At 71.6% G+C, this 15,482-nt stretch carries 17 protein-coding genes; 6 read left to right on the top strand and 11 right to left on the bottom strand.

Going from position 1 to position 15,482, the window contains the following annotated elements; genetic code table 11:
- Positions 1 to 145: 145 nt before the first annotated feature.
- Positions 146 to 2,233 (top strand): MMPL family transporter, encoded by a 2,088-nt coding sequence (locus ABFJ78_RS46770; RefSeq protein WP_436393923.1) that lies wholly within the window; start codon positions 146 to 148, stop codon positions 2,231 to 2,233.
- Between the two features lie 109 nt (positions 2,234 to 2,342).
- Here the strand turns inward: ABFJ78_RS46770 and ABFJ78_RS46765 are convergent, their stop codons facing one another.
- The 6 genes from ABFJ78_RS46765 to ABFJ78_RS46740 form a co-directional block, all read right to left on the bottom strand.
- Positions 2,343 to 3,794, bottom strand: coding sequence for a HAMP domain-containing sensor histidine kinase (locus ABFJ78_RS46765; protein WP_436393922.1), 1,452 nt, complete (start codon positions 3,792 to 3,794; stop codon positions 2,343 to 2,345).
- A complete protein-coding gene (locus ABFJ78_RS46760; protein ID WP_436393921.1) occupies positions 3,791 to 4,474 on the bottom strand; it encodes a response regulator transcription factor in 684 nt (227 codons plus the stop codon). Before ABFJ78_RS46760 ends, ABFJ78_RS46765 begins: the two co-directional genes overlap by 4 nt.
- A gap of 302 nt (positions 4,475 to 4,776) precedes the next feature.
- Positions 4,777 to 5,442, bottom strand: coding sequence for a response regulator (locus ABFJ78_RS46755; protein WP_436393920.1), 666 nt, complete (start codon positions 5,440 to 5,442; stop codon positions 4,777 to 4,779).
- Complete coding sequence (locus ABFJ78_RS46750) at positions 5,435 to 6,661, bottom strand: sensor histidine kinase (protein ID WP_436393919.1); 1,227 nt, start codon at positions 6,659 to 6,661, stop codon at positions 5,435 to 5,437. The genes ABFJ78_RS46755 and ABFJ78_RS46750 overlap by 8 nt, the downstream gene beginning before the upstream one ends.
- A gap of 82 nt (positions 6,662 to 6,743) precedes the next feature.
- Positions 6,744 to 8,045: a serine hydrolase domain-containing protein gene (locus ABFJ78_RS46745; RefSeq protein WP_436393917.1), complete on the bottom strand. Its 1,302-nt coding sequence runs from the start codon at positions 8,043 to 8,045 to the stop codon at positions 6,744 to 6,746.
- A 171-nt stretch (positions 8,046 to 8,216) separates the two neighbouring features.
- Positions 8,217 to 8,363: a hypothetical protein gene (locus tag ABFJ78_RS46740; protein WP_436393916.1), complete on the bottom strand. Its 147-nt coding sequence runs from the start codon at positions 8,361 to 8,363 to the stop codon at positions 8,217 to 8,219.
- Positions 8,364 to 8,407: 44 nt separating this feature from the next.
- Here ABFJ78_RS46740 and ABFJ78_RS46735 point away from each other — a divergent pair, with 44 nt between their 5' ends.
- On the top strand, positions 8,408 to 8,593 hold the full coding sequence (locus ABFJ78_RS46735) for an AsnC family transcriptional regulator (RefSeq protein ID WP_436393915.1): 186 nt from the start codon (positions 8,408 to 8,410) through the stop codon (positions 8,591 to 8,593).
- A gap of 180 nt (positions 8,594 to 8,773) precedes the next feature.
- Here the strand turns inward: ABFJ78_RS46735 and ABFJ78_RS46730 are convergent, their stop codons facing one another.
- On the bottom strand, positions 8,774 to 9,376 hold the full coding sequence (locus ABFJ78_RS46730) for a TetR/AcrR family transcriptional regulator (RefSeq protein ID WP_436393914.1): 603 nt from the start codon (positions 9,374 to 9,376) through the stop codon (positions 8,774 to 8,776).
- Positions 9,377 to 9,464: 88 nt separating this feature from the next.
- On the opposite strand from ABFJ78_RS46730, the gene ABFJ78_RS46725 reads away from it, so the two are divergent.
- A complete protein-coding gene (locus ABFJ78_RS46725) occupies positions 9,465 to 10,985 on the top strand; it encodes an FAD-dependent oxidoreductase (protein ID WP_436393913.1) in 1,521 nt (506 codons plus the stop codon).
- Positions 10,986 to 11,124: 139 nt separating this feature from the next.
- Here the strand turns inward: ABFJ78_RS46725 and ABFJ78_RS46720 are convergent, their stop codons facing one another.
- From ABFJ78_RS46720 to ABFJ78_RS46710, 3 genes are read right to left on the bottom strand one after another with little or no spacing between them, the layout of a single operon-like run.
- Positions 11,125 to 11,586: a nitroreductase/quinone reductase family protein gene (locus ABFJ78_RS46720; RefSeq protein ID WP_436393912.1), complete on the bottom strand. Its 462-nt coding sequence runs from the start codon at positions 11,584 to 11,586 to the stop codon at positions 11,125 to 11,127.
- A 40-nt stretch (positions 11,587 to 11,626) separates the two neighbouring features.
- Positions 11,627 to 12,628, bottom strand: a complete 1,002-nt coding sequence (locus tag ABFJ78_RS46715; RefSeq protein ID WP_436393911.1) for an alcohol dehydrogenase catalytic domain-containing protein — start codon at positions 12,626 to 12,628, stop codon at positions 11,627 to 11,629.
- Positions 12,629 to 12,632: 4 nt separating this feature from the next.
- Positions 12,633 to 13,229 (bottom strand): NADPH-dependent F420 reductase, encoded by a 597-nt coding sequence (locus ABFJ78_RS46710; RefSeq protein WP_436393910.1) that lies wholly within the window; start codon positions 13,227 to 13,229, stop codon positions 12,633 to 12,635.
- Between the two features lie 112 nt (positions 13,230 to 13,341).
- Between ABFJ78_RS46710 and ABFJ78_RS46705 the strand changes: the two genes are divergently transcribed.
- The 3 genes from ABFJ78_RS46705 (at position 13,342) to ABFJ78_RS46695 (ending at position 14,750) form a co-directional block, all read left to right on the top strand.
- Entirely contained in the window at positions 13,342 to 13,953 is a 612-nt protein-coding gene (locus tag ABFJ78_RS46705; RefSeq protein WP_436393908.1) for a TetR/AcrR family transcriptional regulator, read from the top strand.
- Positions 13,954 to 14,070: 117 nt separating this feature from the next.
- Positions 14,071 to 14,406, top strand: coding sequence for a hypothetical protein (locus tag ABFJ78_RS46700; RefSeq protein ID WP_436393907.1), 336 nt, complete (start codon positions 14,071 to 14,073; stop codon positions 14,404 to 14,406).
- A complete protein-coding gene (locus tag ABFJ78_RS46695) occupies positions 14,373 to 14,750 on the top strand; it encodes a hypothetical protein (protein WP_436393906.1) in 378 nt (125 codons plus the stop codon). The genes ABFJ78_RS46700 and ABFJ78_RS46695 overlap by 34 nt, the downstream gene beginning before the upstream one ends.
- A gap of 127 nt (positions 14,751 to 14,877) precedes the next feature.
- Here ABFJ78_RS46695 and ABFJ78_RS46690 read toward each other — a convergent pair whose 3' ends face one another.
- Entirely contained in the window at positions 14,878 to 15,447 is a 570-nt protein-coding gene (locus ABFJ78_RS46690) for a TetR/AcrR family transcriptional regulator (protein WP_436393905.1), read from the bottom strand.
- Between the last annotated feature and the right edge of the window lie 35 nt (positions 15,448 to 15,482).

The raw sequence follows: 15,482 nt of genomic DNA, 5'->3' as shown, positions 1-15,482 counted from the left end.
CTCGTTTTAACGGTCGTCTCAGATTCGCTCGATACGAAGTGGGCGTCAGACAATCTGATGTAGCACGTATGTAGGGGGCCAGTGAATGGCAATCAACGCAACGCCGTCCGGGGAAGGGCCGCCCAGTCGGCCGGCAGGCCGCTGGGTGCCGTGGTTGGTGCTCGGCTTGTGGGTGATGCTGGCGGTGGTCATGGTGCCCCTGAGCGGAAAGCTGAGTTCGGTCACCACCGACAGCGCCGCGGTCACCCTGCCGGCCAGTGCCGAGTCCACGAAGGTCGCGGTGCTGGAGGACAGTCTCCCCGGCGGGGACGAAAACACGTTCGTCTTCGTGTACCACCGCGCGGGCGGCCTGACCGACGCCGACCGCGCGACGGTCGAGCGCCACTACGACACCCTGGTCAAGCGGTACCCGCCGAAGGTGGCGGCCCCGGCCGGCGAGGGCGACGAGGGCCCGCCGACGAGACCCTCCACCGACGGCAAGGCGATGATGTTCACCCTCGATGTGAACACGACCTACGGCGCACCGGAGGCCATCGTCGGCCCGTTGCGTGACGCCGCGAAGGACCGCCCCGCCGGCCTGGAACTCGACGTGACCGGCCCCGCCGCGATCGACGGCGACATGGAGGGCGTCTTCGACGGCATCGACCTGCAGGTCCTGCTCATCACCGTCCTCGTCGTCACGCTCCTGCTCATCATCACCTACCGCAGCCCGGTGTTGTGGTTCATCCCGCTCGTGGCCGTCGGCGCTGCCGCACTGACCGCGATGGCGACCGTCTACCTGCTCGTCAAGGGCTTCGGCATCGTGGTCAACGACCAGAACTCGGCGCTGCTGACCATCCTGGTGTTCGGCGTCGGCACGGACTACGCGCTGTTGCTCATCGCCCGATATCGGGAAGCACTGCACCACCACGAGAACGTCCGGGTCGCGATGGTCCACGCGCTACGCGGTGCGGCGCCGGCGATCGTCGCGTCCGCGGCCACCGTGGTCGCCGGCCTGCTCTGCCTGCTCGTCGCGGATCTGAACAGCACCAGCGGGCTGGGCCCGATCGGCGCGGCCGGCATCCTGTGCGCGCTGGTGGCCATGCTGACGCTGTTCCCGGCGATGCTCGTGGTGCTCGGCAGGCGGATCTTCTGGCCGGCCATCCCGCGGTTCGGCACGGCCGTGGCGGAGAAACCGGGGCTGTGGGGACGGCTCGGCACCGCCATCGGCCGCCGCCGGTGGGTGGCGGCGCTCGCCTCGCTCGGAGTCCTCGGCGTGCTCGCCATCGGCCTGGCGGGCAACACCGGCGCCCTGCGTGAGCAGGACCAGTTCCCGGACGCGCCGGAGTCGGTCACCGGCTTCACCGTTCTCCGCCAGCACTTCCCGGAGCTCGGCGGTCAGCCGATGACGGTCTTCACGCGGCCGGCGTACCAGGAGCGGGTGCTCGACATCGTCAAGGGCACTCCCGGCGTGGCCCAGGCGATGCCGGGCCGGACCAGCGGTGGCTGGGCCGACATCTCCGTGTTCCCGACGGACGCGCCGGACACCGTCGCCGAGTACGACACGATCAAGCGGGTGCGCACCGCGGTGCACGCGGTGACCGGGGCGGAGGCGATCGTCGGCGGCCCGAGTGCGGAGAACCTCGACACGGAGGTGACCGCCGGCCGCGACGAGAAACTGGTGATCCCGTTGGTGCTCGCCGTCGTCCTGTTCGTCCTCGGGCTGCTGCTGCGCGCGATCGCGGCCCCGCTGATCCTGATGGCGACCGTGATCGTCTCGTTCGCCGCAGCCTTCGGCGGCAGCGTGTTCGTCTTCGACACGATTCTCGGGTTCAAGGGGATCGACAATTCGGTGCCGCTGCTGGCGTTCCTTTTCCTGGTGGCGCTCGGCGTCGACTACAACATCTTCCTGGCCAGCCGGGCCCGTGAGGAGACCGTGCGTCTCGGAACCAGAGCGGGCATGCTCAAAGCCCTTTCCGCCACCGGTGGCGTCATCACCTCGGCAGGCCTGGTCCTGGCGGCCACGTTCGCGGTCCTCACCTCGCTTCCGCTGGTGATGCTGGTCGAGGTCGGGTTCCTGGTCGCCTTCGGCGTGCTGCTCGACGCCCTGCTGGTGCGGTCGGTCCTGGTGCCCGCCCTCACCCTGCTGATCGGACGGCGGATGTGGTGGCCGAGCCGGCTGTCCCGGCCGGTGGAGCCGCCGGACGGTCGACGGCCGCTCGTGGACGATGAGGAGCCTGCGCTGCGACGGTGAGCGCGGCGGCACGGACGAGATCCGGGACGGGACCCCAGGCCCGTCCCGGATCTCGTCCCGGGCCCGACGGCCGCCGCCCGTTGGTCCCGCGCCCCGCCGCCGGGGCGGGTCAGCGCACCGCGGTGTCCTCCCCGGCAGTGCGCCGCGCGATCGGGGCGGGCGGCGTCGCGGCCGGAAGGTCGACCCGAAGCAGCGCGCCACCGCGTGCGGAGCGGGCGACGGTGGCCCGGCCGCCGTGGGCGTCGACGACCCGCTGCACGATCGACAGCCCCAGACCGGATCCCGGCAACGCCCGGGCGCTGTCGGCGCGGTAGAACCGGTCGAACACCCGCGGTACGTCGGCGGCGTCGATGCCCGGCCCGGCGTCGTCGACCTCGAGCACCGCCGACGCGCCCTCGGCACGGAGCCGGACCTGGACCGGCTGGTCCGCGGGAGACCATTTGCCCGCGTTGTCGATGAGGTTGAGCACCGCCCGCTGGAGCGCGGCGGGACGCCCGCTCACCCACACGGAGGTCACGTCGAGCGCGACCTCGATGTCGGGCACCCGGGAACGCGCCCGGGTCGCGGCGGCCACCACCACGTCGGCGAAGTCGAGCACCTCGGTGTTCTCGTCGCTGACGTCACCGCGCGCCAGGTCGGTCAACTCGGCGGCAAGGGTGCTCAACTCGGCCACCTGGGCGCCGAGGTCGTTGAGCAGCCGGGTCCGGCTCTCCGGCGGCAGCGCGCTGTCCAGGGTGCCGCGCCGATCGAGCCGGATCAGCAGCTCGGCGTTGAGGCGCAGGCTGGTTAGCGGGGTCTTGAGCTCGTGGGCGGCGTCCTCGGCGAGCAGCCGCTGGGCCCGGCGGGATTCCCGGAGCGCGGCGAGCATGTCGTTGATCGACTGGATCAGCCGCCGGATCTCCCCACCGCCCTCGTCCGGGATGTCGGCGTCGAGATCCCGGGTGTGCGCGACACGGACCGCGGCGGCGGTCAGCCGGTCGATCGGTGCCAGCCCGGTCCGCGCCACGGTCCGCCCGGCCAGGGCGCCGCCGGCCACGCAGAACAGCCCGATCAGCAGCATGCCCCACCCGAACCGGTTGTTCGAGCTGCCATCGGCGACGCGGGCCGCCTGGACCGCGCCGCCGCCCGCCCGCAGCGTGTAGACGAGGTAGCCGTCGTCGTCGGTCTCGGTCGATTCCATCAGGTCGGCCGACGCGCCCTGCGCCACGCGCACGGCGTGCTCGCTGACGGGGGGCAGCGCGGGTTGACCGGCCGGCGTCCGGGTCGAGCCGTCGGGCAGGATGACCCGTACGAGTCCACCGGTCCCGGGATACGGCGGTAGCTGGACCTGCGCCAGACCGGCGCGCTCGGCGTTCGTCGCCAGGACGCGGGAGTCGGCGCGCAGCTGGTTCTGGGCGGTGTCCTGCAGTTCCCGGTCCAGGAGCTCGATGGCCACTTGGAAGGCCAGGAACACGCTGACCGCGATGGCCGTCGCCGCGATCACCGTCATCCTGGTCCGCAGGGACCGCCGGCGCCACCACCGGGTCAGCCGGCGCGGTTCCCGGCCGGCGGGCCTGCTCACGGAGGAGTCTCCCGCAACGTGTACCCCAGGCCGCGCCGCGTGTAGATCAATCGCGGCTCACCCCCGGCCTCCATCTTGCGGCGCAGGTAGCTCACGTACACCTGGAGGTTGTTGGCGGTGGTGCTCATGTCGAAGCCCCAGATCGCCTCGAACAGCGCGTCGCGGGTCAAGACCCGGGTCGCGTTGCGGACGAGGACCTGCAGCAGGGAGAACTCGGTCCGGGTCAGGTGCAGCGGACGCTCGCCCCGCCACGCCTCGAACCTGTCGGGATCGAGCCGGACGTCGGCGAACGACAGGATCTGCGACTCCCCGTCGGCCGGCGTGCGCCGGCGCAGCAGGGCCCGCACCCGGGCCAGCAACTCCTCGGTGGCGAACGGCTTGGGCAGGTAGTCGTCGGCGCCCGCGTCCAGCCCCGTGACCCGATCGGAGACCTGGTCACGGGCGGTCAGCATCAGCACCGGCAGATCCCGGCCCGCACCCCGCAACCGCCGGCAAGTCTCCAGCCCGCCGAGGCGGGGCATCATCACGTCGAGGATCAGCAGATCCGGCGCGTCATCACCGACCCCGTCGAGCACGGCGAGACCGTCGGCGACGGTGCTGGTGTCGTAACCCTCCACCTGGAGCACCCGCTCCAGCGACTCACGGATGGCCGCCTCGTCATCCGCGATCATGATCCGCACGCCGGCCCGCCCCTCCCATCGATGCTTTGCCGCTCAGTCTCCTCGATCAACCTGAAGCCAGGATTAGAGCGTCGCCGCTCGAGTGCCCGGCGCAGCATCCACAGACCTTCAAGGCGACGGCCCGCCGTTCGTCTCCTACGGCTGCACCCGGCACGGCATCCAGGAAACAGGGGCACCGTCGATCTCGCCAACCGCGACCACCGGGCACTGCTGTCGCTTCTCGCCACCCAGCGAGCCGTTCGAGGCTTCCCAGTAAATCGTGGACCGAACGAAGACACTGCCGTGCTCCGTACGCAGCGGTTTCAGCCCCATGCGTGGCGGGCCAGCAGCGCCGCCTGCGCCCGGCTCTGGCAGCCGGTCTTGGTGAGCATGCGGCTGACGTGCGTCTTCACCGTGTGCAGGCTGACCACGAGCCGGTCGGCGATCTCCGCGTTGCTCAGGCCTTCGCCCACCAGGCGCAGCACGTCGCGTTCTCGCTGGGTGAGGTCGGCCAAGCGGGCCAGCTCGGCGTTGTCCGGTTGCCGCCGGGTGGTGAGGTGGCTCGCGATGATCCGCTGGGTGACCACCGGGCTCAACGTGCTGTGCCCGGCGGCCGCGGCACGCACGGCGGCGGCCAGTTCCTCGTACGAGCTGTTCTTCAGCAGGAAGCCCGTTGCGCCGCCGGCGAGCGCCTGGTCGACGTACTCGTCGACGTCGAACGTGGTCAACATGAGCACCCGGGTGCGGCCCGGTCCCAGCAGGCCTCGCCGGCCCAGCTCGGCCAAGGCCCACAGCCCGTCCCGGCGAGGCATCCGGATGTCCAGCAGCACGACATCGGGTCTCCGCCGGCCGCACACCTCGACGGCTTCTTCTCCGTCATCGGCCGTGCCGGTCACGGTGATTCCCTCCTGCGTGCCGAGGATCGCGGCCAGACCGTCGCGAATGATGCGTTCGTCGTCCACGACGAGCACGGTGATCGGCTCAGGCACCGGCGGTGTCCCATGCGACCGGTGCCACGGCGCTCGAGGGCAGTGTGGCCACCACCCGGAAGCCGCCGGCGGCGGTGGGCCCGGTGCGCAGCTCGCCGTCCAGGACGTCCACGCGCTCGCGCATGCTGACCAGCCCGAGCCCGGTGCCCCAGCTCGGCGCACTGGGCTTCGCCGGTCGCGCGTTGACGACCTCGCAGCGCAGCCGCCCGCGCTCCTCGGCGATGGTGACGTGTACCGGCGCTCCCGGCGAGTGGCGGCGGGCGTTGGTGAGCGATTCCTGCACGATGCGGTAGACGGCGAGCTGCGTCGGACGGGGAAGTACGTCCACTTCGGCCTCGATCCGCGCGTCGACGCGCGTGCCGGCGGCTCGGCTGCGGTCCAGCAGGCCGGGCAGTTCGGCGAGGCCGGGCACGGGGTTCAGGGGCGCCGGGTCGTCGGGGTCCCGCAGGATCCGCAGCAAGTCGCGCAGTTCGCCGCCGGCTTGCCTGCCGGCGCCGGCGAGGCCGTCCACCGGGGCGCGGGCCCAGTCCGGCAGCTCGCCACGGCGAGCGCGCAGGGTCTCCGCCTGCACCACCAGGAGCGTCAGCGAATGCGCGACCACGTCGTGCATCTCACCGGCGATTCGCACGCGTTCCCCTTGCGCGGCCTGCTGTTCGCGCAACCGCTGCTCCCGCACCACGTTTTCGACACGCTGCTCGGTGGCGGCGAGGTGCGCGCGGTGGTTGCGCGCGGCGAACCCGGTGGCCCAGGCCAGCGGCATGGGGGCCAGGACGGCGACCACGTCCGCGCCACCGCGGAAGGCACCGGCGGTCGTGGTCACGTGGTCGATCCACACTCCGGCGGCGACCAGCGCGCTGCCTCCGCAAGCCGCCAACGCCGCGCGCCACCAGCTTTCGCACAGGCTGCCGACCCCGTAGAGCGCGACCGCGAGCGACAAGCAGACCAGCGGGGTCAGCTTCACGCCCGCGGCCGCACCCCCGGTGACCGCGGCCACCAGTGCGCCGGTGAGCACCAGGAACGCGGCCAGCGGCCACCGGCGCCGCACCAGCAGCGCCACCGCCGCCACCACCTCGAAAGCGGCCAGCAGCCACCAGGCCCGCGCCGAGCTGTCCGCGCTGGGTTGCAGCAGCAGCGGAGGGCAAAGGGTCAGGACGACGAGGCCGGCGTCGGCGGCCCGCGGGTGCCACCCGGTACGCCGGTGGCTCGTATCTTGCGTCACTCCGCCGACTGTAACGAGATCAGATCCGGGCATCGTCATTCCTTGGAGCGACATCGGGGTGCACCCTTCGCGGGGGCCGCGGTCAGCGGGAGCCTGCCGGGACGGGCTTGCCCAGCATCGTGCAGATCGCGGCGTCGACGACCTCCTGGTCCGCGGCGCCGGTGGCCGGGGCGTGCAGCCCGAACAGCGTCGTGGTCACCACGCTGACCGCGCGCTCGCCGGTCGCGTCGGTGTAGTTCTGGCTGGAGTAGCCCGCCATCCCGCCGGTGTGCCCCCAGACCGGTCCGCACGGGCTGCGGTACTCCTCGATGCCGAGCCCGTACCGCGAGCTGTGCGGGTCGCCGGGGTTCTCGGTCACCGTCTTCCTCATCTCGGCCAGCTGCGCCGGGGGCAGCAGGGCACCGGAGGCCAGCGCCCGCAGAAACCGCTGTTCGTCGGCCGGGGTCGACACGACGGCCGCGGCCGCCCAGCTCCAAGCCGGGTTGACCGAGGTCACCAGCACGTGCTCCCCCCGCGCCGGGCCGGCGAACGCAGTGCCTTCGGGCGCGCCGGGCGGCAGCAGCGGCGCCAGGTGCTCGGCGTCCGGCTCGTAGGCGTCGGCCGGCTTCGCGCCGTCGCGGGACCGGCCGTCGGCGGCCAAGTAGGTGTCGTGCAGGCGCAGCGGCCCGATGATGCGCTGCTGCAGCAGGTCGGCCAGGTGCCGGCGGGTCGCCTTCTCCAGCACCATCCCCAGCGCCACGTAGTTGGTGTTGCTGTAGCCGTACTGCGCGCCCGGCGCGGACACCGGCGGGTACTGCGCCGCGACGGCCAGCAGCTCTCGCGGCGTCACGGCCGACGGGTCCGCGCCGGTCTCCCGGGCCAGGACGGTCGGGTCGTTGATGTAGTCGAACAGGCCGCTGGTGTGGTTCAGCAGCATCTTCAGCGTGATGCGCCGTCCGCCCGGTACCAAGCCCGGCAGCCACTTCTCCACCGAATCCTGCAGTGCCAACCGGTGCTCGGCGACCAGCTGAAGCACCAGGACACCGACCATGGTCTTGGTGTTCGAGCCCATCCGGAACTGGTCGTCGGCGGAGAGCCGGTGGTCGGCCCGGGTCCACGCGGCCTGCTTCGCCAGGGAGATCGTCCGGCCGTCTCCGGTGCGCACTCGCACCACCACGCCCGGCACGCCCGCGTCGAGGTCCTGTTGCATCAGCGCGGCCAGCTGCCGCGTCGCCGGGTCACCGCCGAATTCCAGAGGGCTGCGGTCGGCGGCGTTGACGATCCGCGGCGCGGCGTCGCCGGGAGCCGCGCAGGCTGTCAGGGCGGCGGCCGCGGCGAGCGTGGTGGCCACGGCCATGGCCGCCCGCCGGGTGGGCAGGTGCGGTCCGGCGAATCGGTGACCCATGGTTGTCCTCTCGAGCTGGTTCCCGTTGCGGGGCAACGGCTTGTCCTGACTCATTCAGCCAGGGACGCCGCGGGGAATCGTCAACCGTTGTCGCCCTGTTTGCGCGTCGTCGGTCGCTCTTCCGGCGGAGGCGATCCAGCCGCGGGTCACACCAAGGAGTGACGCGCGAACTCACGCCGCCGGCGTGAGCACGGTGCGGTCGAACGGTCCGTTGTGGACGGCGGCGTGGGCGATCGCGTCGTTGACCTGCTCCAGGGCGAATCGCGTGATCTGCTCCGGGGCGAGGTCGAGGGCACCCGAGGCGATCAGGCGGATCATCCCGACGGAGGCATATTCCCCGGGATCGGACGAAGCGGTCTTCAGTGCACCTGGATCGTCAGATTGTTGACCAGCTGGTGGTGAACGGCCGCGCCAGCCTGACCGACATCGCCCGCGTGGTCGCGCTGTCGGTCCCGGCGGTGAAACGCCGGATCAGCCGCCTGGAGCGCGACGACGCCATCCGGATCTTCGAGTCCCAGCCCGAGGTGCTGCCGGCGCGTTGCTCCTGACCTTGCGCCGCCACCCGGTCGTGGACCGTGCTCCGGCGAGCCGGCCACGGTGAAAGACCGATGAGCGCGGCAGCGATGCCGCGGGCGGGTCGAGCTGGGCCAGCAAGCTCACGAGCACCAATGGTCAGCCGCGAGACCTGGTCCCGGCAGACCGCGTCGACCAGCGCCTCGATACCGGCCCTAGTGGTTTCGCAGTAGCGGCAGGAAGAGCTCGTCGACGATCGACCGGATACGGGCGGGCTTCACCGGTCCCGAATCCATCAGCATGTCGTGCCGCACCAAATCGAAAGGCATGGCGAGCACCGCGGCGGGGACGCGCTCGAGGTCGAGCTCACCGCGGTCGTGAGCGCGCCGGTAGACGGTCCGGGCCTGCGCGAGCCGAGCGCCCATCACCTTCTCGCGGACCTGCGACGGAGTCAGACCCGCGTCGGCGAGCAGTCCGGAGAACGCGGCGGCCACGGCGATGGCGTAGAAGCCGGCGAGGGTTTCGCTGACGGCCGTCAGGTGGGCGATCAGGTCACCGCGCAGGGTCCCGGTGTCCGGCTCCGCGACCGGATCGGCGTCTCGGTGGTGCTCGAGCGCGGCGAGGACGAGCTGGTCCTTGTTGGCCCACCGACGGTAGAGCACGGGTTCGCTGGTCCGGGCACGCACGGCGACCGACCCCATGGTGAGGCGGCCGTACCCGACCTCGACCAGCTCTTCCCAGGCCGCGGTGAGCAGCGCGGATTCGAGCTCTTCACCGCGTCGACGGCGGCGGACGGATTCGGTCACCTCTGCGGCCACCCCACCACGTTAGAAAGGTTTGCCTTTCTTGGCAAGCATCCGTACGCTGACAGGAAAGAGATTGCTTTCTTATTTGGAGGACGTGGCCATGGTCGACAAGGCGCTGCCGCCGGAGCGGACCGCTCCGGCGGTCTTGATCGTCGGAGCCGGCCCGACCGGGCTGACGCTGGCCTGCGAACTCGCCCGGCGCGGCGTCGCCGCCCGGATCGTCGAAGCCTCGCCCGGGCCACAGCCCGGCTCGCGCGGCAAGGGCCTCCAGCCGCGCTCCCTCGAAGTGTTCGACGATCTCGGCATCGTCGAGCGCGTGCTCGCCCACGGCCGGATGGCGATGCCGATGCGTTCCGTCGCGCCCGACGGTCAGGTGACCGTGGGCGGCGCCGAGCCCGAGACGCTCAGGAACCGACCCGACATCCCGTACACGACCAGCTTGATCACTCCGGAATGGCGCACCGAGGAGGCGCTCAGGCTGCTGCTCGCGGACCTCGGCGGCACCGTCGAGTTCGGCACCACGCTGGTCGGCTTCGAGCAGTCGGACGAGGGCGTGTCGGCGGTGGTGGTCAAGGATGGCGTCGCCGAGACGATCACCGCGCGGTGGCTGGTCGGCTGCGACGGCGGCCACAGCACCGTCCGCAAGCAGGCCGGGATCTCTTTCGAGGGCGAGACCCGCGAGGAAGTGCGGATGATCGTCGCCGACGTCGAGGTCGACGGCCTCGACCGCGAGGCTTGGCACATGTGGCGGCACGCCGACGGCTTCCTCGCCCTGTGCCCGCTGCCCTCGACCGACGTCTTCCAGTACCAGGCCGGCCTCGCGCCGGGACAGAGTCCTGAACTCGGCCTCGCGAACATGCAGGCGATCCTCGAACAGCGCAGCGGCCGCACCGATATCCGCCTCCGCGAACCGGCGTGGTCGTCCTTGTGGCGCGCGAACATCCGACTCGCCGACCGTTACCGGGCGGGAAGCGTTTTCCTGGCCGGCGACGCGGCGCACATCCAGTCCCCCGCCGGCGGCCAAGGGATGAACACCGGAATCCAGGACGCGCACAACCTCGGCTGGAAGCTCGCCGCCGTCGCGAAGGGTGCTTCACCGGCACTGCTTGACAGCTACGAAGCCGAGCGGCGACCGGTCGCCGCCGGGGTACTCGCATCCTCGACCGCACGTCTCGAACGAACGCTCGAACAGCACGGCGTCTCCACCCGCCGCGACGCGAGCACACTGCAACTCGACGTCACCTACCGCGGCTCCGCCCTGGCCCGCGACGACCGCGACGAAACGGCCGCGCTCCGCGCCGGTGACCGCGCCCCCGACGCGACCGGGCTGAGGACGGTGGACGGCGAACGCCGGCTGTTCGACCTGACTCGCGGCGGGCGGTTCACCTTGCTGGACTTCGGGTCCGCGGCCAAGCCCCTTCCGCCCGGCCTCGAAGCTCTCCGCGTCGTCGATCAGCCGGCCGGCCCGGGTGAGATCGTCGACACCGGAGGTCACCTCGCCGACGCGTACGGCGCGACCGACCGCAGCCTCGTGGTGATCCGGCCCGACGGGTACATCGGGCTGATCTCCGACGCAGGGGAAATCACCGCGGTAGCGCAGTACCTCGCCTCCATCGGCTGAGCCGCGGGCACGCGTTTCCGGCTACCCCAAGCCCGGACCGCCGGCACGGCTTGTTGTCAAGATTTCGAAAGCGAGCTGGGCCGCCGTCCCGGTCGTGGACCGTCGGCCGGCCGGTGGCGGGCACCCGTGGCGAGTCCGGTCAGCTCTCGATGGGTTCGAGCAGGAACAGCGGCACCTGGCGGTTGCCGGCCTCGGCGGCCTGGGCGCGAAGGCCGGCGAAGAACGGGTAGAGCTCGTCGGTGTAGGCCAGCCAGCTCTCCCGCTCGGCGCCTTCGGCCACCCGGGCGGTCATCAGCCGGCGATCGGGACCGTCCTGCAGCTGCACCGTCGGGTGCGCCACGAGGTTGTGGAACCAGCTCGGATTGCGAGCCTGGCCGCCGGCCGCCGCGCCGATCGCGTAGACGCCGTCACGCTCGATGCGCATCAGGGCGACCTTGCGCAGCTTGCCCGAACGGGCGCCACGCATGGTCACCACGACCACCGGGCCGCCCCCCATCGTCGCGCCCTCCCGGCCGTCCGTGCGCTCGTAGAGCCCGACCTGGTCGCGGGTCGCCGCGTCTGCGCTGGGGACGTATTCACCGTCGAGCAGATCCGTTGTCATCAGGGAAGTTCCTTTCATCGAGGGTGGGGTTCAAAGACGTTCACTCGGCTATCCGGATCACGGTCTTCCCGATGGTCCGGCCGCTCTCGGCGAGGGTGTGCGCCGCCTTCATGGTCTCGGCGCTCAGGCCCTCGAGCGTGGTGGTCACGATCGGGTGCAGCCGGCCCGCCGCGACCTCGTCCACCGTCCGGGCGAGGATCCGGCCCTGGCTGCCGACGTCACCGCCGGCCACGATCCTGCTGAACACCATCTCGCTGTGCAGTGACAGCGATTTGCCCGTCAAGGCCCCCGGGTCGAAGGGGCCGGCGAGGTCGGTGGCGGCCAGGTGACCGAAGGGGCGCAGCACCTCGGCGATCGCCCCCAGGTGGCCGCTGGTGCCCGAGGTCGAGAGCACCAGGTCGACGTGGTCGACCCCCACCGCGCGGAGCTGTCCGGCCAGGTCGCCGCGGTGGTCGACGACCAGGTCGGCGCCCATCGCCGTCGCCCACTCCCGCGACTCGGGCCGGGAGGCGGTGCTGATCACGAACGCCGGCGTCGTCGTCTTGAGCAGCTGCGTCGCCATCGACCCGACGCCGCCGGCTCCGCCGACGACGAGCACGCGGCCGACACCGGGCGGCAGTGCGTCCTGGTCGCGGAACAGCGATTCCCAGGCCGTGAGGACGCCGATGGGCAGCGACGCGGCGTCGGTGAACGCGAGCCGGTCCGGGATCTTGGCCACCACCCGGTGGTCGACCGCGACGCGCTCGGCCCAGCTGCCGTCGCGGGTGAAGTCGCCGGTGCCCAGCACCCGGTCCCCGGCCGCGAACCCGGTGGCCGCGGGCCCGGCCGCGGCGACGACCCCGGCGAACTCCCAGCCGAGGACGACCCTCCCACCGGGCTCGGCGCTGCGCGTCCGCCGGATCGCGGCTTCGCCCGGGTTGATGCCGATCGCCCGGACTTCGACCAGCAGGTCCCCGTCCCGCAGCCGAGGTTCGGCGACTTCGGTCAGCTCGATGGCGAACGCGTCGAGCGCGTGTGCCTTCTCATAGGCCAAGGCTTTCATGGCCTCAGTCCTGCTTCAGGGCGTGCAGAGCCGAAAGCGGGCCGCCGATCTGCATCAGGCGGCCGCCCTCGCGCAGCGTCCCGGCGTCGACCGGCGCGAATCCGACGGCGTCGGCGACGGTGCGGAAATCCGCTTTGGCCGCCTCGTCGTCACCGGCGTAGAACAGCAGCTGCCGCCCTTCCGCGTGCCGGGGATCGGCGGCGATGTACTGGGCGTAGAGGGTGTTGAAGGCCTTGACCACGCGCGCGCCCGGCGCACGGTCGGCGACGAACTCGCTCGCCGTCTCCACCCCGAGATCGGCGACGGCCGGCCGCATCGACTCCAGGTTGTTGGTGGTGTCGACCAGGATGCGGCCGTCCCACTCGGGCAGTCCGGCCAGCGCGTCGCCGACCCGCGGCCACGGCACGGCGAGGAAGACCATGTCGGCGGCGGCCGCTTCGCCGGCCGTGCCCGCGCTCGCGAGCGGCCCCAGCCGGGTCACGACGTCGGACAGCGTGTCCGGGCCGCGGCTGTTGCCGAGTGTCACCTTGTGGCCGGCCTTCACGAGGTGCCCGGCGATCGCCTGCGCGACCGTCCCGGCGCCGATGGTTCCGAAGTTCATGACCGTCCCCTCACTCTTCGATGACGTTCATCATCATAGTTAAAGATTGCAGTCGTCATCATTAACTGTCAAGCTGGGTAGTGGCAGCGAGCTCGCCAGGAAGGTGGTCGACGTGCCCCGCATCACGCAAGAGCAGAAACGGCTCAACCACGAGAAGATCGTCAACGCGGCCGGCGCGGGATTCCGGCTGCGCGGCATCGACGGCATCGGCATCGAGGAGCTGATGAAGTCGGCCGGCATGACGCACGGCGGGTTCTACAACCACTTCACCTCGAAGGACGACCTCGCTCTCGAAGTCCTCCACCAGGGCTTCACCGACTCACTCGAGGCGCTCGACGCGATCCGCGAAGCGCATCCCCGCTCGGCGCGCGCGGCCTTGCACGACATGGTCGACGAGTACCTCAACGCCGAGCACCGCGACCACCCCGAGAACGGCTGCGCCTCGGCCGCCCTCGTCTCCGACGCCGGCCGCCACGGCGCCGCCGCCCAGGCCGAATACCGGCGCGGGCTCGACGGCTACTTCGCCACCATCACCGACATGCTGCTCGACCGCGCCCGTCAGTCCGGCACCGAGCTCACTCCCGCCGAAGCCCGCGAGCGCGCGGTGGCGCTGTTCAGCCAGATGGTCGGCGCGCTGCTCCTCTCCCGGGCGATCGCCGATGCCGCACCGGACCTGTCGAACGAGGTGCTGACGGTCAACCGGCGGCAGCTCAAAAAGCTGTGACCGCTGTCGTTCCGGCCACGGAACACACGCCGGAGGGGCCCGGGCCGGTGGGCGCCGGCTCGGTTGCCGGCGAGCCGGGCGCTGTAGTTGTGCGGCTGGGCGAGCAGCAGGCCGCTCATGGTGCCCGATGTCCTCAGCGACGACCTCGCGGTCCTCTACCTGCAGTACTCGACGCAGTGGGATTCCTTCGCCCACCACGGCGCCGTCTTCGATCTCGACGGCACCGGCGAGCCCGTGATCTGCTACTACAACGGCTATCGGGCCGACGTCGACGTGCTCGGCGACCCGGCCGGTTCGGTGCCGCCGCACGCCGGCGCGCTCGGCATCGAGACCATGGCCCAGACCGGCGTTCAGGGCCGAGGGTGCTGGTCGACTTGGAACGGGCGGTCGGCCACCGGCGCGTCGCCGTCGGGTACGACATGCTCACCGAGATCATGGCGGCGCAGGACGTGACCGTCGAGGCGGGTGACATCCTGTGCGTCCACACGGGACTTACCGCCATCACGCTCGAGCTCGGCGACGACCTGACCCAGGAGACGCTGGACGGCAGCTGCGCCGTGCTGGACAGCCAGGACGGCCGCCTGCTGCAGTGGATCACCGACAGCGGGCTCTCGGCGATCGTGGCCGACAACCTCGCCGTGGAGCGCTTCAGCCTGGATCCGGCCCCGGCGCCGAATCCGTGCTGCCGCTGCACACCCACTGCCTTTTCAAGCAGGGCATCCCGCTGGGCGAGAGGTGGTACCTGGCGGATCTCGCCCGCTGACTGCGCGAGCACGGGCGGTCCCGGTTCCTGCTGACCGCACCCCCGCTTCGGCTTCCTGGTGCCGTGGGCTCTCCGGTGAGCGGGGTCGCCACCGTCTAGGCGCAAGTCCGCTCACCGGGCGCGAAAGCCGGGAGCCCGGCTCGCTGGTCCGCGAGCCGCGGTCAGGGCCGGGCGAAGATTCCCGCGGTGGCCATCGCAACCCGTCTGCGCGCGGCCGCTTCGTCGTCGCCGAACCGGTCGACCGCCCACGACAGCGCGAGCACCAGCTCGTACACCTCGCCCGCGGCGACCGGGCCGGCCAGCTCACCGGCGGCCGCCGCCGAATCGAGGAGGCTGCTCGTCCGATCGAGCAGCGGGTCGTAGGCCGGTTTCATCGGCGACTCGGCGTCCTGCAGCGCGGTGGCCAGGCAGTACGGCAGGTCGTGCCAGACGCGCAACCGCCAGGTCAGCAGCACCAGCCACTCGACGAGCGCCTCACGCGCGGAGCGGGTGCGGGCCAGCTCGTCGGCTTCGCCCAACGCCTCGGCGATGCTGCTCGCGATGACGGCGGCGAGCAGGTCGTCGCGGGTCGGGAAGTGGCGGTAGAGAGTGGCGTTGCCGACTCCCGCGCGCAGGGCGATGCCGTCGAGCGAGGTCAGCGCGCCCTCGGCCTCGAAGACTTCGCGGGCCGCCTCGACGATCGCGTCTCGGTTGCGCCGGGCGTCGGCGCGCAGCTTCCGGACCGTGGCCATCGACACTCCTCCTGGCGAAGTGGGGACTGTCCCCG

Origin of the sequence: Amycolatopsis sp. MEPSY49 (assembly GCF_051337345.1) — a bacterium.
GTDB lineage: Bacteria > Actinomycetota > Actinomycetes > Mycobacteriales > Pseudonocardiaceae > Amycolatopsis.
The sequence above is the reverse complement of the archived record's forward strand: the minus strand, read 5'-3'. Positions and strand labels throughout refer to the sequence as shown.

Bases quoted from the DNA above. Each gene is read 5' to 3' on its own strand.
- ABFJ78_RS46720 (WP_436393912.1), bottom strand. From the start codon at position 11,586: ATGACAACGGATCTGCTCGACGGTGAATACGTCCCCAGCGCAGACGCG.
- ABFJ78_RS46700 (WP_436393907.1), top strand. From the start codon at position 14,071: ATGGTGCCCGATGTCCTCAGCGACGACCTCGCGGTCCTCTACCTGCAG.
- ABFJ78_RS46710 (WP_436393910.1), bottom strand. From the start codon at position 13,229: ATGAACTTCGGAACCATCGGCGCCGGGACGGTCGCGCAGGCGATCGCC.
- ABFJ78_RS46725 (WP_436393913.1), top strand. From the start codon at position 9,465: ATGGTCGACAAGGCGCTGCCGCCGGAGCGGACCGCTCCGGCGGTCTTG.
- ABFJ78_RS46690 (WP_436393905.1), bottom strand. From the start codon at position 15,447: ATGGCCACGGTCCGGAAGCTGCGCGCCGACGCCCGGCGCAACCGAGAC.
- ABFJ78_RS46715 (WP_436393911.1), bottom strand. From the start codon at position 12,628: ATGAAAGCCTTGGCCTATGAGAAGGCACACGCGCTCGACGCGTTCGCC.
- ABFJ78_RS46695 (WP_436393906.1), top strand. From the start codon at position 14,373: ATGCTCACCGAGATCATGGCGGCGCAGGACGTGACCGTCGAGGCGGGT.
- ABFJ78_RS46740 (WP_436393916.1), bottom strand. From the start codon at position 8,363: ATGATCCGCCTGATCGCCTCGGGTGCCCTCGACCTCGCCCCGGAGCAG.
- ABFJ78_RS46745 (WP_436393917.1), bottom strand. From the start codon at position 8,045: ATGGGTCACCGATTCGCCGGACCGCACCTGCCCACCCGGCGGGCGGCC.